The following is a 23,701-nucleotide window of genomic DNA, read 5'->3' as shown; positions in this document are numbered from 1 at the left end:
TCAGCTAGCCAATTAGCCAGAAATGAAAACCTCCCAGAAGACCGTTGTCATCGGATTCCTCGGCACGCAGCTGGACTCGGGCCAGGGCGCAGGCCGCTGGGAGAAGTGGCGGCCGACGATTTCGCTGGTCCAGCACGAGGACACGGTGATCCACCGGCTGGAGTTGCTGTACACCAAGCCGCACCTGGCGCTGGCGCAACTGATGAAGGCGGACATTGCCAATGTCTCGCCCGAGACCACGGTGAACCTGGTGCCCATCGAGCTGGCCGACCCGTGGGACTTCGGCGAGGTCTACACCGCGCTGTACGACTGGGCCAAGGGCTACCGCTTCGATGCCGAGCGCGAGCGCTACTGGGCCCACATCACCACCGGCACGCATGTGGCGCAGATCTGCATGTTCCTGCTGGTCGAGTCGCGGCAGCTACCGGGCGTATTGCTGCAAAGCTCGCCGCCGCGGCGGCAGCGCGCGGGCGAGCCGGGCAACATCGCGCTGATCGACCTGGACCTGTCTCGCTACGACGGCATTGCCAAGCGCTTCCACCAGGAGCAGAGCGACGCGGTGGCTTTCCTGAAGAGCGGCATTGCCACGCGCAACCCGCGCTTCAATGCGCTGATTGCCGAGATCGAGCGCGTGGCGGTGCGCTCGAAGGCACCCATCCTGCTGGTGGGCCCCACGGGCGCCGGCAAGTCCTTCCTGGCACGGCGCATGTACGAGCTGAAGAAGGCGCGGCACCAGCTCGAAGGCAGCTTCGTCGAGGTGAATTGCGCCACGCTGCGTGGCGACGGTGCGGCTTCCGCGCTGTTCGGCCACAAGAAAGGCGCGTTCACCGGCGCTGCTGCCGAGCGCGCAGGCCTGCTGCGCACGGCGGACGGCGGGCTGCTGTTCCTCGACGAGATTGGCGAGCTGGGGCTGGACGAGCAGGCCATGCTGCTGAAGGCCATCGAGGAAAAACGCTTCTTCCCGATGGGCAGCGACCGCGAGGTGGCGAGCGACTTCCAGCTGCTGGCCGGCACCAACCGCGACCTGCGCGCCGAGGTGGCCGCCGGCCGCTTCCGCGACGACCTGTTCGCCCGCATCAACCTCTGGACCTACGACCTGCCGGGCCTCGCGCAGCGCACCGAAGACATCGAGCCCAACACCGAGCACCTGCTGGCCTTGAGCGCACAGGACACCGGCCGCGCCGTGCGCTTCAACGCCGAAGCCAAGGCCCGCTACCTGCGCTTCGCCCAGTCGCCGGAAGCCACCTGGAACGGCAACTTCCGCGACCTCAGCGCGTCCGTCACGCGGCTGGCCACGCTGGCCGAGGGCGGGCGCATCGGCGTGGACCTGGTGGACGCAGAGATCGCTCGGTTGCGCTGGCTGTGGAAGCGGCAGGACGAGCCGAGCAGCGGCGCCGAAACCGAGGTCGACCTGCACGCCCTGCTGGGCGACGAAACGGCGGACGCGCTGGACTTGTTCGACCGCCTGCAACTGCAATCGGTGCTGCGCGTGTGCCGCAGCGCCAAGAGCCTGTCGGACGCCGGCCGGCAGCTGTTCCACGTCAGCCGCAAGCAGCGCAGCGTGGTCAACGATGCCGACCGGCTGCGCAAGTACCTGCAGAAGTTCGGCCTGGGCTGGGAACGGATCAGCGAGGCCTGAGGGGCCAGCCGCCCGGGCCCTGAGCTGCGGCGGGGGGCAGCAGCTGAGCACTCAGGCTGTCGAACTGCAGACTCCAGGCCTGGCGCCAGGCCTGCCGCAGGTCGTCGTCCATCCAGGCGGCGTCCAGGCCATTGAGCATGAAGCCCTTCAAGGCCGGCAGGTCGAAGCCGAAGTCCCGGGCCATCATCAGCCAGGCGCGGGTGGGCGTGACGTGGTGCAGCGTCGGGTCGTCGGTGTTGGGGTGCACGCGCAGGCCCAGGCGCACCATCTCGCGGATCGGGTGGTCCAGCGCCCAGCGCTCCGGCGCCAGGGTGCGCAGGTAATAGGAGTTGGTGGGCACGACGGTGAAGACGAGGTTGCGCTCGATGCAGCGGCGCACCAGCGCCGGGTTGTCGATCACGGTGTAGCCATGGTCCACGCGGTCGACCTGCAACTGGTCGATGGCGGTCTCGACATGGGTCCAGGGCGTGCCGAATTCACCGGCATGCGCGGTGGTCTTGAGGCCGGCGCGGCGCGCGTCCCGATAAGCCTCCCAGAACAGCTCCGGTGGGTGGCCGACTTCGTTGTAGTCGATGCCAATGCCGAGGACCTCGGGCGCCCGATGGGCCGCAACCAGGCGCACCATCTCCACGGCGTCGTCCGTGGTGGCTTCGCGGTCGATGCTGGGCACCAGGCGGCCGATGATGCCCAGGTCGCGCTCGGCATCGCGAATGGCCTGCACGATGGCACTCTGCGCCGCCACATAGGGAATGCGGGAGACCTGCATCGTGCCGGTGGGGTTCCAGAAGAACTCGGCATACAACACGCCATGCTGGCGCGCGTCTTCGAGGTACTCGCGGGTGAGGCGGTACAGGTCGTCCGCGGCGACGATGAGCTCACGGTCCAGCGCACGCAGCACGCGCAACACGCCCACGGGCTTCTCGCCGCGAGTGTAGAAGGCCTCGATGGTGTCCTCGCTGATGGGTGCCTGGGCCTTCCTGGCCAGGGCCTGGAAGGTCTGCTGTCGCACGGTGCCGAACAGGTGGCAATGCAGCTCCACCTTGGGCATGGCGTGCAGGAATCTTTCGAGTGGCGACCGGGGGTCAGCCGCCTCGCGCGAGGGGCTCTGGAACATGTCTGTCTTCTTGTTCGTGAGGAAATGGCGGAGTGACGCCCCCTAGGGCCTGCTAACGCTACGGCAACGCGCTCCCTTGCCGTAGCGTTAGCAGGCCCTAGGGCGCTCAGCCCAGGCAATGGATCAAGCGCGCCATGAGGGCCGGCAGGGCCTGGCCAGCGTCAATGCGCATGGCCACCTGCACCGGTGGCTTGCGCTGGTGGGCCGGCCGGAATTCGCACACCGTCATGCCACGGGTGAAGCGGCCTTGCAGTTCGATGTCCACCTGCGCCGGCCGGAACTCGAAGTGCTCGGGGTTGCTGAGGTAGGCGGCCACGACCGGGTCGTACAGCGGCATGGGGACCGCGCCGTCGGCACTGCGAATGCGCTGGTAGGCGTCCAGGTAGCCCGCGAACCATTGCGCCCTTGGGCTGGCCAGCGCCTGCACCTGGCGAACCTCGGCCTGGGTGAGCGTGAGCTGGCGGCACAGGTTGAGGCCGAACATGCGCAGTGGAATGCCCGCGTTGAACACCTCGCTGGCCGCCTCGGGGTCGGCATGGATGTTGAACTCGGCGGCGGCGGTCTGGTTGCCGCCGTCGGTGGAGCCGCCCATCAGCAAAATTTCTGGGATGGACGCGGCGATGTCCGGCGCCTGGCGCAGCGCAGTGGCCAGGTTGGTCAGCGGCGCGATGGCCACGATGCTGAGCTCGCCCGGGTGGCGGCGCACCGCGTCGATCAAGGCTTGCACGGCATGCGGGCCGCTGCCAGCGGCCGTTGCAGCCACCGGTGGCAGCGGCTCGCCGGTGGTCTTCATGCCACTGGCGCCCAGCACATGCTGTGCGGTCTCGTTGCCACCCGCTAGGGCCTGGTCGCAGCCGCTGTAGAGCGGCGCGTTCAGGCCGTAGTGGGACTGGATGCGCTGCGCATTATCGAAGGTAGCGGCCAGGGGCGCGTTGCCCGCCACCACGCTGGTGCCCACCCAGTCCAGCGCCGGGTTGGCGGCCAGCAGCAGCATGGTGAACCAGTCGTCGAAGCCGGGGTCGGTGTCCAGCCAGATCTTGCGGGTGCTCATGGTGCGTCAGTCGCGCAGGCACACGGCCGCTGCGAGCGGCAGCGCGAAGTGCACGGTCTCGCCTTCGCGCCAGCGAGCCTCGGCGGCATCGCACAAGCCCTTGACCGGCCCCAGCGGCGAGTCCAGCAGGTATTCGACCTGGTCACCCAGGTAGCCGCGCGCCCGCACCGTGCCGGCGAGCTCGCCCTGCCCCACGCGCACCTGGCCCACGCGCCAGCCCACGCTGGCGGTGCCGGGCGGCAACGCGCCGGCCAGTGCCACCCGCTGGCCGGCCTCGCCGCAGAGGCAACCATCGCGGTAGGAGAAGAGATTCTCGAAGCCCATGAAGTCGGCCACGAAGCGATTGGCAGGCTGGTTGAACAGCAGCTCGGGCCGGTCGAACTGCTCGATCTTGCCGGCGTTCATGATGACGATGCGGTCCGACAGCGCCAGCGCCTCTTCCTGGTCGTGGGTCACATACAGCAAGGTGACGCCCAGCTCGCGCTGGATGCGGCGCAACTCGGCGCGCATCTGCACCCGCAGCTTGGCGTCCAGGTTGGACAGCGGCTCGTCCAGCAGCAGCAGCTTGGGCTCGATGACGATGGCGCGCGCCAGCGCCACGCGCTGCTGCTGCCCGCCAGACATCTGCGCCGGCAGCCGCTGCTCGAAGCCGGAGAGACCGGTGGCCGCCATCACCTTCTCCACCCGCTGGCGCAGCGCCGCTTCAGGCACCTTGCGCAAGCGCAGGCCGAAGGCAATGTTGTCGAACACGTTCAGGTGCGGGAACAGTGCATAGGACTGGAACACCAGCCCCATGTTGCGCTGGTGCGCAGGCCTGCGGCTGATGTCCTCGCCGTCGAGCACGATGCGCCCGGCGTGCAGCGGCTGCAGGCCGGCCACAGTGCGCATGGTGGTGGTCTTGCCGCAGCCGCTGGGGCCCAGCAGCGAGACCAGCTCGCCCTTCTCGACTGCAAGGTGCAGATCCTTCACCGCCGCTGCGCCGCGCACATAGCCGGTCGCCAGACCGTGAAGCTCCAGAAAACTCATGACCTGACCCTTGGCACTACATGTACTTGGAAAAGCCCAGCACCCGCTCGGCCGCGAACACCAGCAGCATCGAGAACACCACCAGCACGGTGGACAGGGCGGCGATGGACGGGTCGAAGGTGCTCTCCACGCGCCCCAGCATTTCGATGGGCAGCGTGCTGATGCCCGGCCCTGTCAGGAACAGCGAGACCGGCACCTGGTTGAACGAGGTGATGAAGGCCAGGAAGAAGGCGGCGATCAGCGCACCCCGGATGTTGGGCAGCACGATCATGAAGAAGGCCCGCAGCCGCGTGGCCCCCAGCGTGACGGCAGCGTCCTCGATGTCCACCCGCAGGTTGGACAAGCTGGCGTAGGACACCCGGATGGCATACGGGATGGACAGCGCCAGGTGGCCGATGAACAGGCCCAGGAAGACCGGCGCGTCGATGCGCAGCACCAGGTGGCGCAGCAGCGCCAGGCCCGCCACCATGCCGGGCACGATGAGCGGCGAGGTGATGACCAGCCGGATCACCCCCATGCCCGGCGGTGGCATGCGCGAGAAGACATAGGCCACCGGCACGCCCAGCAGCAGCGCCGCCACGGTGGCCAGCAAGGCGATCTCCAGGCTGGTGAGGAAGGCGCGCAGGAACTCGCCGTCCTGGAGCACCGCCAGCGTCCAGCGCCACGAATAGCTCCTGGGCGGAAAGGCCAGGGTTTCGGCGTCGCTGAAGCCGGCCATGCAGGTGATGACAAAAGGCCCCAGCAGGAACAGCAGCAGCAGCAACAGGGCTGCGCGAGAGAAGAGCGAGTCGCGTGTCATGGTCTGCGGGGGCTCCTTCGGTGGGCCAGGCGCTTGAGCAGCACGCTCATGGCCAGCGTCAGCACGATCAGGATCACGGCAATCACATTCGCCGCGCCCAGGTCGCTCTCCACATTGACCTTCTGGTAGAGCAGGGTTTCGAGCATCAGCACCTGCGGGCCACCCAGCAGCGCCGGCGTGACATAGGCGGTGACGCAGCCTGTGAACACAAGCGTGCCGCCCACCACCAGGCCCTCCTGCGTCAGCGGCAGGGTGACCCGCCAGAAGGCCTGCAAAGGCGTGGCGCCCAGGCTGCGCGCGGCGGCCTCCACGTCCCGCGGCATGTTTTCCATCGCACTGACCAGCGAGATCAGCATCAGCGGCGCGAACAACTGCAGCAGGCCGATGAACACCGCGCCTTCCGTGAAGAGCAGGCGCAGCGGCTCGGCGGAAAGCCCCAGCCACCCGATCACGTCATTGACAAAGCCGTTGCGGCCCAGCAGCACGATCCAGGCATAGGTGCGGGGCACCGGCGCGATCATCAGCGGCAGGATGGTCAGCGCCATCAACAGGCTGCGGTAGCGGCCGGACACCCGCACGATGGCCTGAGCCGGCGGGTAGCAGATCAGCGCAGACAGCAGCGTCACCAGCCCCGCAATGCGCAGCGTGCGCCAGAGGATCTGCCAGTTCAGCGCGGAGGCGAAGAACTCGGTGAAGTGGGCCAGTCCCCAGGCGCCGGCACCACTGCCCGCGCTCTCATTGCGGAAAGACGCCAGCAGCAACAGCAGCACCGGCAGCAGGAAGGCCAGCACGACGAAGGCCAGCGCCGGCGCAATGAGCAGCCAGCGCCATGGCGCTTGCGCAGGCTTGGCGGCGGAAGCAGGCGCGGGCATCGGCGAGGGCGGCGTCACGGCGAGGGCAGGCACGGCGGCTCAGCGGCTCAGCGCGCCATGCCCTTGTTCCAGGCGTCCACCCAGCCGGCGCGGTTGGCCAGGATGGTGTCGGGCTTGACGAACTTCAAGGACGCCATCTGCTCCTCGCCATAGGTGCTGACCTCGGCAATCTCCTTGGGCAGCGTCACGGACTTGTTGACAGGCGAGTCGATCATGTTGAGCGCCAGCGCCGTCTGCACTTCCTTTGACAGCCAGAAGTCCATCAGCTGGTAGGCCAGGTCGGCGTTCTTCGAGCCGGCCACGATGCCCATCACATTCAGCCCCGCGGCCTGTCCTTCCTTGGGCGAAGCCCACTTCAGCGGCATTCCGGACCTGGACATCTGGGCCCACACAAAACGCGGCACCGGCGCCAGCCAGATCTCGTCCTGGGCAAACAGCGCCGCCAGCTGCGCGCTGTTCTTGACGAAGGTGACCACGTTGCCGCGATTGGCCAGCACCTTGTCCATGCCGGTCGCATAGCTCGGGCTGGTGCCGCCCCACGAGAGCTCGGCCATGTGCAGCGTCAGCGGCCCCTGGGTGGTGGTGACGTCGGGCATCGCCACGCGGCCCTTCAGCGCCGGGCTCCACAAGTCCTTCCAGGAGGTCACCGCGGGCAGCTTGTCGCTGCGGTACACCAGCCCGACGGAGTAGGCGGTGTAGCCAACGGCGAACTTGCCGCCCACAGGGTCCCTGGCAAAAGATTCCAGGTCGTCGTAGTTCTTCAGGCGGCCGTAGTCCAGCGGCTGGACCAGGCCCTTGCGTGCGGCCTCCAGCATGCCGAAGTCGGAGAACAGCACCATGTCCACGACCTGGTTCTGGCGGCGCGCTTCCAGCTTGGCGATGCGGTCGGCGTTGTTGCCGGTTTCCACCACCAGGTTGCAGCCGCACTTGGCACGGAACGGGGCGTAGACGTACTTCTCGAAGCCGGGCTGCGAGACGGCGTAGGTCGAAAGCGTCAGCGTGCGCCTGTCTTCGGCGTGGACAGTGGCCACCAGGCCGGACAAGGCCAGCGCCAGCAGGCCCAGGCGTGAGGTCTTCTTCATGATGCTGCTGTAGGAGAGTTCGGTGAGGCCGCAAGAGCGGTAAAAGCCCCAGGGGCCAATGCCATCAGAACCGGTGGCGCATGCCCACGGTCAGCATGGTCTGCCGGCTGTCGCTCGAGGCACCATAGCCGAAGATGTGCGCCTGGGTGGCGTCGCCGCCGGCGCGCTGCTCGATCAGGTTCACGAACAGGTCGCTGCGCTTGGACAGCACATAGTTGGCCTGCAGGTTCACCTGGTCCCAGTGCGGCGCGGTGTCGATCACGTTGTACTTGCCGTTGGTGCGCGTGTAGGCCAGGCCGAGGATGACCTTGGGCAGCACGGTGTAGTTGATGTTCACATCGTAGTTCTGCATGTGCAGGTCGCTGCCATCCAGGTACTCGTACTTCACATCGCTGAAGTAGGCGCCGATCAAGGCAGGGCCCAGGGTGTACAGCCCGCCCGCACCGGCAATGGACTGCCGAGCGGTGCCATAGCTGTTGTTCACGGCGCTCTTGGTGAACAGCAGCAGGCTGCTGGCGTAGTCGTTGCCCACGGCACCGGCCGTGTTGCTGGCGCTGTTGGGGTTGTTCATGCGCGCAAACACGGCGCCCAGGTCCCAGGGCCCCTGCTTGTAGCCAACGCCCACGCTGTAGGCCTCGTTGTTCGAGCGGGTGGTGCTCTCGCTCAGGCCGTAGACGGCCGTCAGGTTCAGGCCGTTCCAGCGCGGGCTGATGTACTTGACCGAATTCTGGATGCGGATGTCGTTGTAGGCGTTGTCGTTGTCGCCAATCGCCACGCCATTGCTGGCGATCAGCACCGGGCCCAGGTAGTCGTGCACCGTGTCGTACTGGCGGCCCAGCGTGAGCGTGCCCAGCCGGTTGTCGCTCAGGCCCACATAGGCCTGCCGGCCAAAGGCGCGGCCGTTCTGGGACAGCGTGCCCGTCATCACGTTGAAGCCCTGCTCCAGCGTGAACACCGCGCTGGTGCCGCCGCCCAGGTCTTCCTTGCCCTTCAGGCCCCAGCGCGGGTTCTGGTTGGTGCCGCTCACCGCATGGCGGTTGCTTTTGCCGCCTTCGTCCGAGACGTAGCCCAGGCCGGCCGAAATCAGGCCGTAGATCGAGACCGTGGACTCGGCATGGGCCGTTCCGGTCGACATCACCGCGCAACCGAAGCACAGCGTCAGCACTTTTCTCATCGCAACCTCATCCAGGCGTTGTTGTGGCACCGCGGCGGCGACCAGGCACTTCGTGGTGGGGCCGGCCGGTGCATGGAAGGAAGGCTGCAATGTAGGACGAGGTAACAATAAGTGCAGATGATTATCTGTATGGTTCCATAGTCTCAAGTTATATTTTGGCGTGGACAACGACGCTGACAACCCTTCTGCCGACCGCCTGCCCGGCCTCACGCTGCGACAGTTGCGCCACCTCGTCACGCTGGCCGAACTGCGCAGCTTCACGCGCGCGGCGCAGGCCCTGTCCATCAGCCAGCCTGCGCTCACGGCCTCCATCCGGCAGGCCGAGTTCCTGCTGGGCGGGCAGTTGTTCGACCGCTCCTCCCATCGGCTCACCCTCACCGGCGCGGGCACCCTGGTGCTGCCGCTGGCCGAGCGCCTGCTGAATGTCGCCAGGCTCAGCTTCAACGACATGAGCCTGGCCGTGACGCAGGGCGTGCAGACGGTGCGCATCGGCCTGATCCCCTCGGTGGCCGAGAAGGTCACGGCCCACCTGATCGCGCTGCAGGCGCAGGAGCCCAGCGTGCGCTTCACGCTGCAGGACATGGCCAATTCAGACCTGATCGAAGCCGTTCAGGCCCGCAGGGTGGACTTCGGCATTGGCGCGCGCGAACGCCGGGCGGCCGATGCCGGCCTGGTCTGCGAGGACCTGTTCCGCGACGACATCGTCATCGTGATGCGGGCCGACGATTCCCTGGCCTCGCACGCGCAGCTGGCCTGGGCAGACCTGGTCGACCGGCCGCTGGCCGTCTTCGTGCGCGGCAATGTGGCCGACAGCCTGCTGCGAACGGCCGAGGAAATGGGCCTGGAGCTGAACGTGGCCTTCCGCATGGAATACACCGAGCCGATCTACGCGCTGGTGCGCAACCGGCTGGCCATGGCCATCATGCCGCGGCTCTACACCGAGCAGCTGCACGACCCCGGGCTGGTGGTGCGGGCCCTGCGGGCGCCGCATGTCAAACGCGGCATTGCACTGCTGGCCACCGCCGACGACGCGCGCAGCCCGCAGGTGATGCTGTGCCGTTCGTGGATCGTCAACGCGCTGCGGGTGGCCCCGTCGGCGGGCGAGGTGCCCGGCGAAACCTGATCCGCGGCCGCACCGCTCAGGGAAAGCCCCCTGATGCGGCCGGGCCGGCTCGTCGATAGTCCGCCAGTTGTACGACGACTGATGACATGACACCAACCATGAACACCAACTCACATACCCTCGCTCGCCACAGCCTGATGCGCCGCGGGCTGCTGGCCACCAGTGCCAGCCTCGCAGCGCTGTGCGCCAGCGCCGCGCACAGCGCCGAATACGCCTACATCGCCAATGCCGACAGCCAGGAAATCTCGGTGCTGGCGCTGGACTCGGCCAAGGGCACGCTGAGCACCATCGAGACCGTGCCGGTGGGCGGCACGGTGATGCCGCTGGCCGTCAGCCCGGACAAGAAGGTGCTCTACGCCGCGCTGCGCTCGCAGCCGTTTCGCGTGCTGAGCTTTGCCATCGACCCCGCCAGCGGCAAGCTGCGCAAGCTCGGCGAAGCGCCGCTGGCCGACAGCATGGCCAACATCGACACCGACCGCAGCGGCAAGTGGCTGTTCGCCGCCTCGTACCCGGGCCACAAGATCACCGTCAACAGCATTGGCAAGGACGGCGCCGTGGGCGCGATCCAGCAGCTGATCCCGACCGCGCCGAACGCGCACGCGATCCACGCGGATGCGACGAACCGCACCGTGTTCGCCACCAGCCTGGGTGGCGACCAGCTCTCGGCCTGGCGCTTCGACGAAGCCACCGGCCAGCTCAGTGCCAACAGCCCCGCGCTGACCGCGACCGACGCCAAGACCGGCCCGCGCCATTTCGTGTGGGACAAGGCGCAGAAGTTCATGTACGTGCTCTGCGAGGTGGACGCTTCGCTCTACACCTATGCCTACGACGCCGCGGCCGGCACGCTGCGCCAGCTGCAGCGCACCAGCGTGCTGCCGCCCGGCTTCACCGGCAAGCCCTGGGCGGCGGACCTGCACCTGGGCAACGACGGGCGCTTCCTCTATGCCTCGGAGCGCACCACCAGCACGCTGGCCACCTTCCAGGTCAACCCTGCGACCGGCCTGGTGCAACTGGTCAACCACGTGCCGACCGAAAAGACCCCGCGCGGTTTCGCGATCGATCCTTCTGGCCGCTGGCTGCTCGCCACCGGCCAGGACTCGCACGGCGTGGCGGTGCACGCCATCGACCCGGCCAACGGCACGCTGAGCCAGGTCCAGCGCTACCCGCTGGGCAAGAACCCGAACTGGGTGGAGATTGTCGAACTGCCCTGACCCAACTCAGGGCAACGCAGGGCCTCAGCGGTAGAACGCTTCGACCCTGCCCTTCAGCTTGATCTTCAGCGGCTGGCCCCTGCGGTCCTTGGCCTTGCCGGCGGCCACCGCGATCCAGCCTTCGCTGATGCAGTATTCCTCGACGTCGAAACGCTCCTTGTCATTGAAGCGGATGCCGATGTCGTGCTCGAAGACCTTGGCGTTGTAGTGCGGGCTGCGCGCGTCCGTCGAGAGGTGGTCGGGCAGCGCGGGGCGCTCGGCAGGCGTCGGGGCGGAAGCGGTCGTGCCGGTCGTGTCGGTGGTGTCGGTCATGGGAGCTGGATGATTCGGGGGTGAGGCTCAGCCGGCAAGACCCGCGAAGACGTTCTGCACGTCTTCGTTGGCGTCCAGCGCGGCGAGAAAGGTTTCGACTTCTTCGAGCTGCTCGGCGCTCAGCGTCGCCGGGTCGACCGGGTTCTTGGGCTTGTAGCCCAGCTTGGCCGACAGCACATTGAAGCCCTGGCCCTGCAGCGCGCGGCTGACCAGGTCCAGGTCGGTGGGGTCGGTGAGGAACACCGTCGCGCCGTCTTCGCCTGGCTCCAGGTCCTGCGCACCGGCTTCGATGGCGGCCATCTCGGGGTCGGCGCCCGGGGCCACCGGTTCGGCCTCGATCATGCCGACGTGGTCGAAGTCCCAAGCGACCGAGCCGGAGGTGCCGAGCTGGCCCTTGCGGAACAGCACCCGCATGTCGGAGGCGGCGCGGTTCACGTTGTCGGTCAGGCATTCGACCATCACCGGCACGCGGTGCGGCGCAAAGCCTTCATACAGCGCGTACTCGAAGTGCACCGCCTCACCGGTGAGGCCGGCGCCCTTCTTGATCGCGCGCTCCAGCGTGTCCTTGGGCATGGACACCTTGCGGGCCTGCTCCACCACGAGGCGCAGCCGCGAATTGGCGGCCGGGTCCGCGCCGTGGCGGGCGGCAATCATGATGTCCTTGGCCAACTTGCCGAACAGGCGCCCCTTGGCATTGGCCGCCAGGTCCTTGTGCTTTGCTTTCCACTGCGCGCCCATGGCTGCGGCTCTTTCTGCGAGTTGCGGTTGCCGCGACGACTGGCGCCCGGCGGAATGCACGGGCGCTTCAACAATGCTGGCGCGGCCTGCGCGCAGGCCGGCGGCGCACGCGAAGGGGGCGGATTTTACGGCCAGGCTGAACAAGCCCGGCGCCCCGAGCCCCGCACTTGCGCCTGCGCAAGCAACCGAGGCAGCCGCAGTCCAACAATTGGGCCAACCGTCACCAGCACCCCAATGCGGCATTTATGCGCCACGACCTACCCAGACAAGACAGGCAAGCCATGTTGGCCCCGGTCTTCCTGGCGCCTGTGCTGGCAGAAGCTGCGCGCCAGCGGGTCAGCGTCCACACGCTGACCCGCGGCCTGCAGATCACCGCAGAGGACCTCAACTCGCCTGGCACGGCGATATCGCACAGCGAAGCGCTCACCGTGGTGCGCCGCGCCGTGCAGGACCTGCGCATCGACGATGCCGGACTGGCCCTGGGCATGCGAGCCTGCGTCACGGAGCGCGGCATCCTGGCGCTGGGCATGTTGGCCGCCGCCACGCTCGGCGATGCGATCAAGCTGGCGCTGCGGTTCCCCGAAAGTGCAGGCTACCTGCTGAGCCTCTGGGAAACGCCTTCTGCCCAAGGCCCGCAACTGCACGCAGAACCGTTTCCCGACGACCTGGACCTGCAGGACTTTCTGGTCGACCTGACCTTCTCGTCCATGGTGGCTGTGTGCCGACAGGTCACGGCGGCGAACTACACGCCTGCTGGCGTGGAACTGGTCCGCAAAGCCCCCGCTGCGGGCCACGCCCATGAGCAGTTCTTCGGCTGCCCCGTGCGTTTCGGTTGCCCGAGAAACACGCTGACGACAGGGGCCGACTGGCACAACTTTCCCTTGCCCTGGGCCAACCGCCAGGCCTATCGGGTGTCCTCGCAATCGCTGGAGCAAGCCTGTGCGCAATGGCGCGCAATGACCGGCCTGGCCCCTCTGGTGACCCGTGCGCTGCACCGCAGCCTGCCACGCATCGCGAACCTCGCCGAGGTCGCGGCAACACTCCACCGCAGCGAACGCACCCTTCGCCGCCAATTGGCCCAGCACGGCCTGAGCTATCGCAGCCTGCTCGACGACAGCCGGAAGTCCCGGGCACTGGAGCTGATGACCAGCAAACGCTGGGGCCTGGCCCAGATCGCGGCCGAGGCCGGTTTCTCCGACACCCGCGCCTTCACCCGGGCCTTCAAGCGTTGGACCGGCCACTCGCCCACTGCTCTTCGCGACCGGCCCGCTGCCCCGACGACGCCCGCGGCCGAGGCCGAAGCTGGGACTGATTGATCAGTCGCCCAGCCCCGGGCTCAAGCATTCAGTCACGCAAGGCAATGCCGAGCCAGTCCGGCACGCCTTGGCTCGCTCACCTGTCGATTGGCCGAACAGGTCCATGGAATGGCCGAGCGGGCCCTGTCTGCCCGCAGGCCCGAACCGATAAGCAAGTGGTCGATGTCTGCATGGCCCGGCCCCCTTCGGCGAGATTGGCCATCGACTCCTGAACCAGACGACGGTTGCACCGCGCATTGTTTGACCAAAGACCCGACACCGCACTCAACTCACCCACCACCATGACCATCCTCAGCAATATAGGCATCGGAAAACGCCTTTACGCGGTTTCCCTCTTGTTGATCGTCGCGCTGTCTGCGCTGGCTGTCAGTTCCTGGTTTCAGTTGGTGCAGGTCGGGCAATTGGCCAATCGCGTGGGCATCGTGCGCGCACTGCAGCTCGAACTCATTGCCAGCACCGAGTTGGGGGTCACGCGCGCGTTGCTGGACCTTCGCCAGGCCATGCTGGTCAAGACGCCGCAGGAGGCCGAGGCCGCGCTGGGGGACATCGACGCCGTGCGCAAGCAGATCACCCACAACGACGACACCTACCTGCGCGAAGTCACGACGCAGGAGGGACGGGACGCGTTTGAGCGCGACTGGCTGCAACTGCAGAAAATCACCTGGCCGACCGCCGAAGCCACGGTCGCTTTGGTGCGCGAGGGCAAACGCGAGCAGGCCTTTGACACCTTGATGCAACGCACCATTCCGGCGTTTGCGCGCATGCAAGACTGGCTGAGCGCCGAGCGCGCCCGCCAAGGCAAGATGCTGGCCACCGAGGTGGGCGACATCTCGAAAGCCGCCGACGCGATTCGCATCCAGCTCGCGGGCTTGGTCGCTGCCATCGGCGTGGGCCTGATGGGCTTCTCCTGGTACATCGCACGCCTGCTGCGCCGGCGTGTCACCCAGGCGCAGCAAGTGGCAGAGCGAGCCCGCCAAGGCGACTTCACCGTTGCGGTCACCGATCACGCCAGCGATGAGTTCAGCCCCTTGCTGGGCAGCCTTTCCGCCATGCAGTCGTCGTTGATCGATGTGGTGGGCTCGGTCCGGCGCAATGCACAGGGCGTTGCCACCGCCAGTTCGGAGATTGCCAGTGGCAACAACGACCTGTCGCAACGCACCGAACAGCAGGCTTCGGCACTGGAGGAAACCGCCGCGTCAATGGAAGAACTGAGCTCGACCGTCAAACAGAATGCCGACAATGCTCGCCAGGCAGAGCAACTGGCAAAACTGGCCAGCGAAGTCGCCCGCAAGGGAGGCGATGTCGTGGCAGAAGTCATCCAGACGATGAAGGGCATCAACGACAGCGGCAAGAAGATCTCCGACATCATCGGTGTGATCGACGGCATTGCCTTTCAGACCAATATCCTGGCGCTGAACGCCGCCGTGGAGGCCGCCCGTGCCGGAGAACAGGGCCGAGGCTTCGCGGTGGTGGCCACCGAGGTGCGCAACCTGGCCGGCAGATCCGCCGAGGCTGCCAAGGAAATCAAGAGCCTGATCACAGCCAGCGTCGAGCGCGTCGAAGAGGGCACCACGTTGGTCGACAAGGCAGGGGCCACGATGTCCGAAGTGGTCTCTTCCATCCGGCGGGTGACCAACCTGATGAGCGAGATCAGCACCGCGAGCAACGAGCAGAGTGCCGGCGTCACGCAGGTGGGCGAAGCCGTCATGCAGATGGACCGCGCCACGCAACAGAACGCCGCGCTCGTGGAGCAAAGCGCCGCTGCCGCCGAGAGCCTGAAAACCCAGGCCCGGCAACTGGTGCAAGCCGTGGCGGTTTTCCAGCTCTCGCAAGACGCGGCTTCCGGTCCCCGGTGAACGCAAGGGTGGAGGCCCGCTGCTCCGGCAAGCCGTCAGCCAACCCGAAGGGACGGAATTCAGGCGCCTCCTCTTCCTCCTGGACTCATGCCGGCTGCACCTGCGGCGCAGGTTCGGCCAGCTGAGGCGCCAGCACCGAGATGACGGCCGCCAACGCCGCCAGCACCAGCAGCGCCAGACGCAGGCTGCCAAGGTGTGCGAGCCAGCCAATCATCGGCGGGCCGAGCAGGAAGCCGCCATAGCCCATGGTCGCCATCGCGGCAATGCCATGGCCCGGGCCGCGGTGCGAGCGCCGGGCCGCCGCGCCAAAGGCCAGCGGCGCCACCGTGGCCACCCCCAGCGCCACCGAAACAAAGGCCACCATCGTCAAGCCCAGCTGCTGGGCGGCCAGTGCGATGGTGAGTACCGCGGCGCCCAACGCATTGGCCAAGCGCAGCAAGGCGGGCGCCGGCCAGCGCAGCAGCAGCTTGTCGCCCGCCAGGCGCATGGCCATCATCGCGAAGGCAAACGCCGCGTAGCCCAGCGCGCCCACCGCTGCGGTGGTGCCCAGCGTGCCGGTCAGGTAGACGGCGCTCCAGTCGGCCATGGCACCTTCGATCAGGAAGGCACAAAAGACGATGGCGCCCAGGCCCAGCATGCCCGGTTCAGGGCGCGCGAAACGTGGGCCTTCGGGCATGGGAGCAGGCAGCGTGGCCGGCAGCCAGCGGCGCGCCAGCAGCGTGACCAGCGCGAGCAGCACCGCCACGCCGCTGAGGTGCCAGAACGGCGAAATGTCCGCATGCGCCATCGCACCGCCCAGCGCCGCCCCACACAGGCCGCCGGCACTCCACAGCCCGTGCAGGCCGGACATGATGGGCTTGCGCTGGCGGGTCTCGACCTCCACCGCCAGCGCGTTCATCGCCACGTCCATCGCCCCGTTGGCCGCGCCCAGCAGGAACAGCGAAAACGCCAGCGCCGGCAACGAGCCGACGATGACCGGATGCGGCAGCGCGTAGAAGAACATGAAGCCGGTGGCCAGCGTCAGCGCCCGCGCACCCAGGTGCGCAATGCCACGGCCGGCCAGCTGGAAGGCCAGCAGCGCGCCGGCGCCCATGGCCAGCAGCGCCAGGCTGAGCTGGCCTTCGCTGAGGTGCAGGCTGTCGCGCACGGCAGGAATGCGCGAAACCCAGCTGGCAAAGCCGGCGCCATTGGCGAAGAAGACCGCGGCCATCGCCAGGTGTTCGGCACGGGGCGCTGCAGCGCCTGCATCAAGGGTGGCGGCCATTCGGTCAAAGCTCCAGATTTGCGCTCAATCGAGCAAATTCACAATTAAACGAGCATACTTGAGCAATCAAGCCACCGCAAGCTGCCTAGAATTGCCGCATGGACCGCAAGACTTCTGCCCCGCCGCAGTTCAGCGAGGAACGCCGCGCCCGCATCCTGGAAGAGCTGCAGGCCAAAGGCCGCGTCGAAGTGCCGGGGCTGGCACGCCTGCTGGAAGTTTCCGAGCACACCATCCGCCGCGATCTGCTGGACCTGCAGGCCCAGGGCAAGCTGCACAAGACCCATGGCGGCGCCGTCAACCTGGACACCGCGCGGCTTGACTTCGCAGCACGCAGCAGCGTGCAGGTCAGCGCCAAGCAGGCCATTGGCCAGCTCGCCGCCACGCTGATCCAGCCGGGCCAGACGGTCATCATCGACGCCGGCTCCACCTCGCTGAGCCTGGCCCGCGCCCTCACCGCCCGTCCGCTGACGGTGATCACCAACGCACTGGACGTGGCCACGCTGTTCGACCGCGAACCGCAGGTGCAGCTGGTGCTGACCGGCGGCACCTGGCAGCCGCAGTCACGCGCGCTGTGGGGCCCGGCGGCCTGCGAAATGCTGGCCCGCTGCCGGGCCGACTGGGCGGTGCCCGGCGCCTGCTCGGTGGACCTGCGCATGGGCACCACCGTGACCGACGAGGCGGACGCTGCCACCAAGCAGGCGATGATCGCCGCGGCCGCGCGCACGCTGATCCTGGCCGACCACACCAAGCTGGACAAGGTCTCGCCTTTCGGCGTGGCGCAGTGGCACCAGGTGCACACCCTCGTGAGCGACCGCCCGTGGCCAGCGCTGGCTGCGCTGGGCGTGCAGGTGCTGGTCACACCGGCGGACTGATCAACCCACTCGCGCCGCCTCAAGGCACGAAGCGGTAGCCAATCCCCGTTTCGGTCAACAGGTGCCGCGGCTGCGCCGGGTCGTCCTCCAGCTTCTTGCGCAGCTGCGCCATGTAGACGCGCAGGTAATGCGTGTCGTCCGCATGGCTGGGGCCCCAGACCGAGCGCAGCAGCTGGCGGTGGGTCAGCACGCAGTGCGGGTGCGCGGCCAGATGCGTCAGCAGCCGGTACTCGATGGGCGTGATGTGCAGGGCCTCGCCGCCGCGCTCGACCGTGCGGCGGCCCAGGTCGATGCGCACCTCGCCGAACTCGATCGCGCTGCCAACCGCGTTCGCGCCTGCCGCGGCCGGCGTAGCGCGGCGGCGCAGGTGGGCGCGCACCCGCGCCAGCAGCTCGCCGGTGCTGAAGGGCTTGACGAGGTAGTCGTCGGCGCCGGCGTCCAGCGCCTCGATCTTGTCGGCCTCGCCGGTGCGGGCCGACAGCACCAGCACCGGCACGTCGGACCAGCCGCGCAGCTCGCGGATCAGGGCCACGCCGTCGCCGTCCGGCAGGCCCAGGTCCAGCACCACCATGTCGGGCCGGCGCGTGCCGGCTTCGATCAGGCCACGCTCCAGCGTCTCGGCCTGGTGCACCTCGAAGCCTTCGCGCTCCAGCGACAGGCTGACAAAGCGGCGGATCTCGGCCTCGTCCTCGACGATCAGCACGCGGGGCACGGGTTCACTCATGCGCTGGGTCCTTCTGTGATGTCTTGGTCGGGCCAGGCCTCGTCGGCCACCATCGGCGGCGGCTCACCGCGCGGCAGCTCGACGATGAAGCGCGCACCGCCCGCCGGCCGATTCTCGGCGCGGATGCGCCCGCCATGCGCCTCGACGATGGCCCGGCAGATCGCCAGCCCCAGGCCCACGCCCGGCGTGGCGCTCTCGCGCCGGCCGCGCTCGAACATCTCGAAGATGGCCTGCTCGCGGCCGGGCGGCAAGCCAGGGCCTTCATCGTCCAGCGTGATGCGCACCCAGTCGCCCACCACCTCGGCGCCGAAGCCCAGCGGGCTGCCCGGCGGCGTGTACTTGGCGGCGTTTTCCAGCAGGTTGCACAGCACCCGCTCGAACAGCGCCGGGTCCACCTGCAGCAGCGGCAGGTCGGCCGGAAGCTGCGCCTTCACGCGGCGCGCGTCCAGCGTGCCGTCCATCGCCCGCAAGGCACTGCCCAGCGCTTCTTCCAGTGGCAGCCACTGGCGGTGCAGATGCACCTGGCCGGACTGCAGCCGTGCCATGTCCAGCAGGTTGTGCACCTGCGAGCGCATGCGCAGCGCAGACTCGCGCATCGCATGCGCCAGCTCGGCCTGCCGCGCGGGCTCGGGCAGCGGCTGCATGGTCAGCGACTCGGCCATGCCGACCATGGCTGCCAACGGCGTGCGCAGGTCGTGCGAGATGGCCGCCAGCAGCGAGTTGCGCAGGCGCTCGGACTCGACCTGCACCGTCGTCTGCTGCGCCACCTCCACGTAATGGATGCGCTCCAGCGACAGCGCGAGCAGCGAAGCACAGGTGGCCAGCAGCCGCTGCTGCTCCGGGCCGACCAGCCGGGCAGGCTGCTGCGGCGCGACCGCCAGCACGCCGCGCATGCGCATCGGCGCCTTCAGCGGCAGGTACAGCATGGCCGCGGCCGGCAAGGTGTTGGTGCCCTGCCCGGCCGCTTCGGCATGGTCGTAGGCCCATTGCGCCACGCCGAGGTCGACAGCCTTTTCTGCTTCCGCACCTTGCGAGGCGACCAGCCGGTCATTCGCATCCGCCACCAGCAGCGTGCTGCGGGCATCGAACTGCGAGGCCAGGAAACGCGCGGCGATCTCGGCCACCTGCTCGGCCATCAACGCACCGGAAAGGTCCCGCGACATCGCGTACAACGCGCCCACCCGCGCCTCGCGCCGCGTGGCCACCAGGGCCTGGAACTTCAGGCCGGCCGTCATCTGGCCAATGACCAGCGCGACCACCAGCATCACCGCGAAGGTCAGCAGGTACTGCGCGTCGCTCACGCTGAACGAGAAGCGTGGCGCGACGTAGAGAAAATCGAAAGCCGCCACGCTGAGGAAGGCCGCCATCACGGCCGGGCCACGGCCGTAGCGCACGGCCGCCACCACCACGGCCAGCAGGAACAGCATCACGATGTTGGCCAGCTCGAAGACCGACTGCAGCGGCGCCGCCAGCACCGCGGCCACCGCGCAGCACAGCGCCGCCATTGCATACGGCCGCCAGCCCTGCATCTCGGGTGCCGGCGTGCCCCAGGCCCACCAGGGGCGCGCCCCGCGTTCGTCCTGGCGCGCAGGCAAAGCGATCTGGATCACGTCCAGGTCCGGCCCCATCGCGCCCACCGCTTCAGCCAGCGTCAGCCGCCAGGGGCGAGGCCAGCGGCGTGTGTCACGGCCCAGCAGCACGCGAGAGAGGTTGTGCGCCTGGGCGTAGCGCACCACCTCTTCCGGCAGCGAGCGGCCGGACAGCGTGGCGGTCGTCGCGCCGGCTTCCTCGGCCAATGTCAGCAGCCGCAGCGTGCGCTGGCGCACGGCGTCCGGCAGGCGCTGCAGGCGCGGCGTCTCCACGTACAGGCAGTGCCAGGGCACGCCCAGCTGCGCGGCCATGCGCGAGGCAGCGCGCACCAGCTTGTCGGCCCCCTCGCCGGGGCCGATGCACAGCAGCAGCGCCTCGCGCGTCTGCCAGACCGGCGCGACCGAGCGGGTGCGGCGGTACTGCAGCATCTCGTCATCGACCCGGTCCGCCGTGCGCCGCAGCGCCAGCTCGCGCAGCGCGATCAGGTTGCCCTTGCGGAAGAAGTTGCGCACCGCCGTGGCGGCCTGCTGCGGCAGGTAGACCTTGCCCTGCTTCAGGCGCAGCAGCAGCTCGTCCGGCGGCAGGTCGACGATGACGACCTCGTCGGCCTCATCGAAGATGCGGTCCGGCACCGTCTCCCAGACGCGGATGCCGGTGATGCCGGTGACCACGTCGTTGAGGCTTTCGAGGTGCTGGACGTTCATCGTCGTCCAGACGTCGATGCCGGCGTCCAGCAGCTCCTCCACGTCATGCCAGCGCTTGGGGTGGCGCGAGCCGGGCACGTTGGAATGCGCCAGCTCGTCCAGCAGCAGCAGGGCCGGCCGGCGCTGCAGCGCGGCGTCCAGGTCGAACTCCTGCAGCACGCGGCCCTTGTGCTCGACGCTGCGCAGCGGCAGCCGGTCCAGCCCCTGCACCAGGGCTTCGGTGTCGGCCCGGCCGTGGGTCTCGACCAGGCCCAGCAGCACCGGCACGCCCTGCCGGCGCAGGTCCTGCGCGCGCTGCAGCATCGCGAAGGTCTTGCCCACGCCGGCGCTGGCGCCGAAGAAGATCTTCAGCTTGCCGCGTGCGGCCTGGGCTTCGTCGGCCTGCAGGCGGGCCAGCAATTGGTCGGGGTCGGGTCGGGCATCAGTCACGATGCAAGCATAGGTGGCGCTGCATCAGGAACGCATCAGTGCTCAGCATCAGGATGCCGATTGCTGATCCAGTGCCAGGTTCAGCTGCAGGACATTGACCCGCGGCTCGCCCAGGAGGCCCAGCGTGCGGCCCTCGGTGTGCGCGGCGACCAGGGCCTGCACTGCCGCCAGCGGCAGCTTGCGCTCGCGGGCCACGCGCGCGGCCTGGTACTCGGCCGCGGCCGGGCTGATGTGCGGGTCCACGCCGCTGGCCGAGGTGGTCACCAGGTCCACCGGCACGGGTTGCGTGTTGCCCGGGTCGGCGGCCTGCAGCGCGGCCACGCGGGCCTTCACCGCGTCCACCAGCGCCGGGTTCAGCGGGCCGACGTTGGTGCCGGCCGAGTTGGCGGCGTTGTTGGCCATCGGGCTGGTGGCCGAGGGCCGGCCCCAGAAGTATTTCGGCTCGCTGAAGGCCTGGCCGATCAGCTTCGAACCCACCGGCTGGCCTGCGGCATTGCGCAGCAGGCTGCCGTGGGACTGTTCGGGAAAGGCCGTCTGCGCGACGGCGGTGACGACCAGCGGATACGCCAGGCCGGTGATCGCGGTGAGCACCACGAACAGGCTGAGGGCGGGGCGGATGAGGTTTTTCATGATGATGGCTTTCGAGTTCAGACCCAACCGGCGGCGCTGAGCAGCAGGTCGATGGCCTTGATGCCGATGAAGGGCACGATGACGCCGCCCAGGCCGTAGACCGCGAGGTTGCGGCGCAGCAGCACCGCGGCGCCCAGCGGCCGGTAGCGCACACCCTTGAGCGCCAGCGGGATCAGGAAGACGATGATCAGCGCGTTGAAGATGACGGCCGACATCACGGCAGAGTTCGGGCTGGCCAGCTGCATCACGTTCAGCGCGCCCAGCTGCGGATAGGTGCTGACGAATGCCGCCGGGATGATGGCGAAGTATTTGGCCAGGTCGTTGGCAATGCTGAAGGTGGTCAGCGAGCCGCGCGTCATCAGCATCTGCTTGCCGGTTTCCACCACCTCGATCAGCTTGGTGGGGTTGCTGTCCAGGTCCACCATGTTGCCGGCCTCCTTGGCGGCCTGGGTGCCGGAGTTCATGGCCACCGCCACGTCGGCCTGGGCCAGCGCGGGCGCGTCGTTGGTGCCGTCGCCCGTCATCGCCACCAGCCGGCCCTCGGCCTGGTGCTGGCGGATCAGCGCCAGCTTCTGCTCCGGCGTGGCCTCGGCGAGGAAGTCGTCCACGCCGGCTTCCGCGGCAATCGCCGCGGCAGTGAGCCGGTTGTCGCCGGTCACCATGATGGTCTTGATGCCCATGCGGCGCAGCTCGGCAAAGCGCTCCTTGATGCCGCCCTTGACCACGTCCTTCAGCTCGATGATGCCCAGCACGCGGGCGCCGTCCGACACCGCCAGCGGCGTGCTGCCGCGGCGGGCCACGTCTTCCACCGTGGCGGCCAGGTTGGGCGGGAAGCTGCCGCCGAGCGCCTCGACGTGGCGGCGCAGCGCATCGGCCGCGCCCTTGCGGATCTGCCGCGTGTTGCCACCAGCCGGCAGGTCCACGCCGCTCATGCGGGTCTGCGCGGTGAACTGCACGAAGCTCGCGCCTTCGGCCTGGAAGCCGGGGTCGCGCATCGGGTGCAGTTGCTTCGCGAGCACCACGATGCTGCGGCCCTCTGGCGTCTCGTCGGCCAGCGAGGCGAGCTGGGCCGCATCGGCGAGTTCCACGTCGCTCACACCGGGCGCCGGGATGAAGGCCGAGGCCTGGCGGTTGCCCAGCGTGATGGTGCCGGTCTTGTCCAGCAGCAGCACGTCCACGTCGCCCGCGGCTTCCACCGCGCGGCCGGAGGTGGCGATCACATTGGCCTGCATCATGCGGCTCATGCCGGCCACGCCGATGGCCGACAGCAGCCCGGCAATCGTGGTCGGGATCAGGCAGACCAGCAGCGCGATCAGCACGGTCACGCTGATGGGCGTGCCGGCGCCGGCCACCTGCACGCTGAAGACCGAGAACGGCAGCAGCGTGACGGTCACCGCCAGGAAGACGATGGTCAGCGCCACCAGCAGGATGGTCAGCGCGATCTCGTTGGGCGTCTTCTGGCGCTTGGCCCCTTCGACCATCGCGATCATGCGGTCGATGAAGGTTTCGCCGGGGTTGGCACTCACGCGCACCACAATCCAGTCCGACAGCACGCGGGTGCCACCGGTCACGGCGCTGAAGTCGCCGCCGGACTCGCGGATCACCGGGGCCGATTCGCCGGTGATGGCGCTCTCGTCCACCGAGGCCACGCCTTCGATGACCTCACCGTCGGCCGGCACCACGTCACCCGCCTCGACCAGCACTACCGCGCCCTTGCGCAGCTCGGTCGATTCCAGCGGATGCCAGGACGAGCCGTGGCGCGGCTCTTCCAGCTTCTTGGCCCAGGTCTGCTTCTTCAGCCCGCGCAGCGAGGCCGCCTGGGCCTTGCTGCGGCCCTCGGCCAGGGCCTCGGCGAAGTTGGCGAACAGCACGGTGAACCACAGCCACAGGGCGACAGCCAGCGTGAAGCCGGGCGAGCCCTGGGCTGCGCCGCCGCCGGAGTCCCGCACGGCCGCCCGAAGGGACTCGCTCCCGCCTGGCGGGATCGGCCCTTGGCCGTAGGGCGCACCAATCCAGGCCTGCAGCCACAGGCCGGTGGTCAGGATGCTGCCGACGTAGACGACGAACATCACCGGATTGCGCCACTGCACCCGTGGGCTCAGCTTGCGAAAGGCGTCGACCACGGCCGGCCTGGCCAGCGCGGGGTCGAACAATGAAAAGCTCTTGCGTGTCATG

Annotated in this window: 20 protein-coding genes; 6 read left to right on the top strand and 14 right to left on the bottom strand. The window is 68.4% G+C overall.

Translation table 11 applies throughout. From position 1 onward, the window contains the following. The first annotated feature begins 22 nt into the window (after positions 1–22). Complete coding sequence (gene rtcR / locus AC3WR5_RS13315) at positions 23–1,639, top strand: RNA repair transcriptional activator RtcR (RefSeq protein ID WP_492485068.1); 1,617 nt, start codon at positions 23–25, stop codon at positions 1,637–1,639. Here rtcR and add read toward each other — a convergent pair. The 7 genes from add to AC3WR5_RS13280 form a co-directional block, all read right to left on the bottom strand. After that, positions 1,626–2,753: an adenosine deaminase gene (add, locus tag AC3WR5_RS13310; RefSeq protein WP_492485066.1), complete on the bottom strand. Its 1,128-nt coding sequence runs from the start codon at positions 2,751–2,753 to the stop codon at positions 1,626–1,628. The two genes, rtcR and add, sit on opposite strands and share 14 nt — an antisense overlap. 106 nt (positions 2,754–2,859) lie before the next feature. Next, positions 2,860–3,804, bottom strand: coding sequence for a nucleoside hydrolase (locus AC3WR5_RS13305; RefSeq protein ID WP_492485064.1), 945 nt, complete (start codon positions 3,802–3,804; stop codon positions 2,860–2,862). Positions 3,805–3,810: 6 nt separating this feature from the next. Beyond that, a complete protein-coding gene (locus tag AC3WR5_RS13300; RefSeq protein ID WP_492485063.1) occupies positions 3,811–4,830 on the bottom strand; it encodes an ABC transporter ATP-binding protein in 1,020 nt (339 codons plus the stop codon). 16 nt (positions 4,831–4,846) lie between these two features. After that, positions 4,847–5,629, bottom strand: coding sequence for an ABC transporter permease (locus AC3WR5_RS13295; RefSeq protein WP_492485061.1), 783 nt, complete (start codon positions 5,627–5,629; stop codon positions 4,847–4,849). After that, entirely contained in the window at positions 5,626–6,534 is a 909-nt protein-coding gene (locus tag AC3WR5_RS13290) for an ABC transporter permease (protein ID WP_492485059.1), read from the bottom strand. The genes AC3WR5_RS13295 and AC3WR5_RS13290 overlap by 4 nt, the downstream gene beginning before the upstream one ends. Before the next feature lie 14 nt (positions 6,535–6,548). Then, complete coding sequence (locus AC3WR5_RS13285; RefSeq protein WP_492485057.1) at positions 6,549–7,583, bottom strand: ABC transporter substrate-binding protein; 1,035 nt, start codon at positions 7,581–7,583, stop codon at positions 6,549–6,551. A 64-nt stretch (positions 7,584–7,647) separates the two neighbouring features. Then, entirely contained in the window at positions 7,648–8,757 is a 1,110-nt protein-coding gene (locus tag AC3WR5_RS13280; RefSeq protein WP_492485055.1) for a porin, read from the bottom strand. A 160-nt stretch (positions 8,758–8,917) separates the two neighbouring features. On the opposite strand from AC3WR5_RS13280, the gene AC3WR5_RS13275 reads away from it, so the two are divergent. Next, positions 8,918–9,880, top strand: a complete 963-nt coding sequence (locus AC3WR5_RS13275; RefSeq protein ID WP_492485053.1) for a LysR family transcriptional regulator — start codon at positions 8,918–8,920, stop codon at positions 9,878–9,880. A 98-nt stretch (positions 9,881–9,978) separates the two neighbouring features. Next, positions 9,979–11,091, top strand: coding sequence for a lactonase family protein (locus AC3WR5_RS13270; RefSeq protein WP_492485051.1), 1,113 nt, complete (start codon positions 9,979–9,981; stop codon positions 11,089–11,091). A gap of 24 nt (positions 11,092–11,115) precedes the next feature. On the opposite strand, the gene AC3WR5_RS13265 is transcribed toward AC3WR5_RS13270, so the two are convergent. Both AC3WR5_RS13265 and AC3WR5_RS13260 read right to left on the bottom strand, forming a co-directional pair. Then, positions 11,116–11,403, bottom strand: coding sequence for a DUF3297 family protein (locus AC3WR5_RS13265; protein WP_492485049.1), 288 nt, complete (start codon positions 11,401–11,403; stop codon positions 11,116–11,118). Between the two features lie 27 nt (positions 11,404–11,430). Beyond that, positions 11,431–12,141: a YebC/PmpR family DNA-binding transcriptional regulator gene (locus AC3WR5_RS13260; RefSeq protein WP_492485047.1), complete on the bottom strand. Its 711-nt coding sequence runs from the start codon at positions 12,139–12,141 to the stop codon at positions 11,431–11,433. 281 nt (positions 12,142–12,422) lie between these two features. On the opposite strand from AC3WR5_RS13260, the gene AC3WR5_RS13255 reads away from it, so the two are divergent. Further along, positions 12,423–13,457 (top strand): AraC family transcriptional regulator, encoded by a 1,035-nt coding sequence (locus AC3WR5_RS13255; protein WP_492485045.1) that lies wholly within the window; start codon positions 12,423–12,425, stop codon positions 13,455–13,457. A 281-nt stretch (positions 13,458–13,738) separates the two neighbouring features. Then, positions 13,739–15,313 carry a methyl-accepting chemotaxis protein gene (locus tag AC3WR5_RS13250; RefSeq protein WP_492485043.1) on the top strand — a complete coding sequence of 525 codons (1,575 nt, stop codon included), beginning with the start codon at positions 13,739–13,741 and terminating at the stop codon, positions 15,311–15,313. An 85-nt stretch (positions 15,314–15,398) separates the two neighbouring features. Here AC3WR5_RS13250 and AC3WR5_RS13245 read toward each other — a convergent pair whose 3' ends face one another. Continuing rightward, complete coding sequence (locus tag AC3WR5_RS13245) at positions 15,399–16,577, bottom strand: MFS transporter (protein ID WP_492485041.1); 1,179 nt, start codon at positions 16,575–16,577, stop codon at positions 15,399–15,401. A 98-nt stretch (positions 16,578–16,675) separates the two neighbouring features. Between AC3WR5_RS13245 and AC3WR5_RS13240 the strand changes: the two genes are divergently transcribed. Next, positions 16,676–17,449 carry a DeoR/GlpR family DNA-binding transcription regulator gene (locus AC3WR5_RS13240; protein WP_231011031.1) on the top strand — a complete coding sequence of 258 codons (774 nt, stop codon included), beginning with the start codon at positions 16,676–16,678 and terminating at the stop codon, positions 17,447–17,449. A gap of 19 nt (positions 17,450–17,468) precedes the next feature. On the opposite strand, the gene AC3WR5_RS13235 is transcribed toward AC3WR5_RS13240, so the two are convergent. The 4 genes from AC3WR5_RS13235 to kdpB are packed head-to-tail and all read right to left on the bottom strand — an operon-like array spanning position 17,469 to position 23,700. Continuing rightward, the gene (locus tag AC3WR5_RS13235; RefSeq protein ID WP_231011030.1) at positions 17,469–18,173 is read right to left on the bottom strand and encodes a response regulator; all 705 of its coding nucleotides are present in this window, start codon (positions 18,171–18,173) and stop codon (positions 17,469–17,471) included. Continuing rightward, positions 18,170–20,896 (bottom strand): two-component system sensor histidine kinase KdpD, encoded by a 2,727-nt coding sequence (kdpD, locus tag AC3WR5_RS13230; protein ID WP_492485038.1) that lies wholly within the window; start codon positions 20,894–20,896, stop codon positions 18,170–18,172. The genes AC3WR5_RS13235 and kdpD overlap by 4 nt, the downstream gene beginning before the upstream one ends. A 48-nt stretch (positions 20,897–20,944) precedes the next feature. After that, positions 20,945–21,526 carry a potassium-transporting ATPase subunit KdpC gene (kdpC, locus tag AC3WR5_RS13225; protein WP_492485036.1) on the bottom strand — a complete coding sequence of 194 codons (582 nt, stop codon included), beginning with the start codon at positions 21,524–21,526 and terminating at the stop codon, positions 20,945–20,947. Between the two features lie 17 nt (positions 21,527–21,543). After that, positions 21,544–23,700 carry a potassium-transporting ATPase subunit KdpB gene (gene kdpB / locus AC3WR5_RS13220; RefSeq protein ID WP_492485034.1) on the bottom strand — a complete coding sequence of 719 codons (2,157 nt, stop codon included), beginning with the start codon at positions 23,698–23,700 and terminating at the stop codon, positions 21,544–21,546. Position 23,701: the final 1 nt, after the last annotated feature.

It is taken from the genome of Ideonella sp. FW305-24 (assembly GCF_058788035.1).
This window is presented reverse-complemented; position numbering and strand designations above follow the sequence as displayed.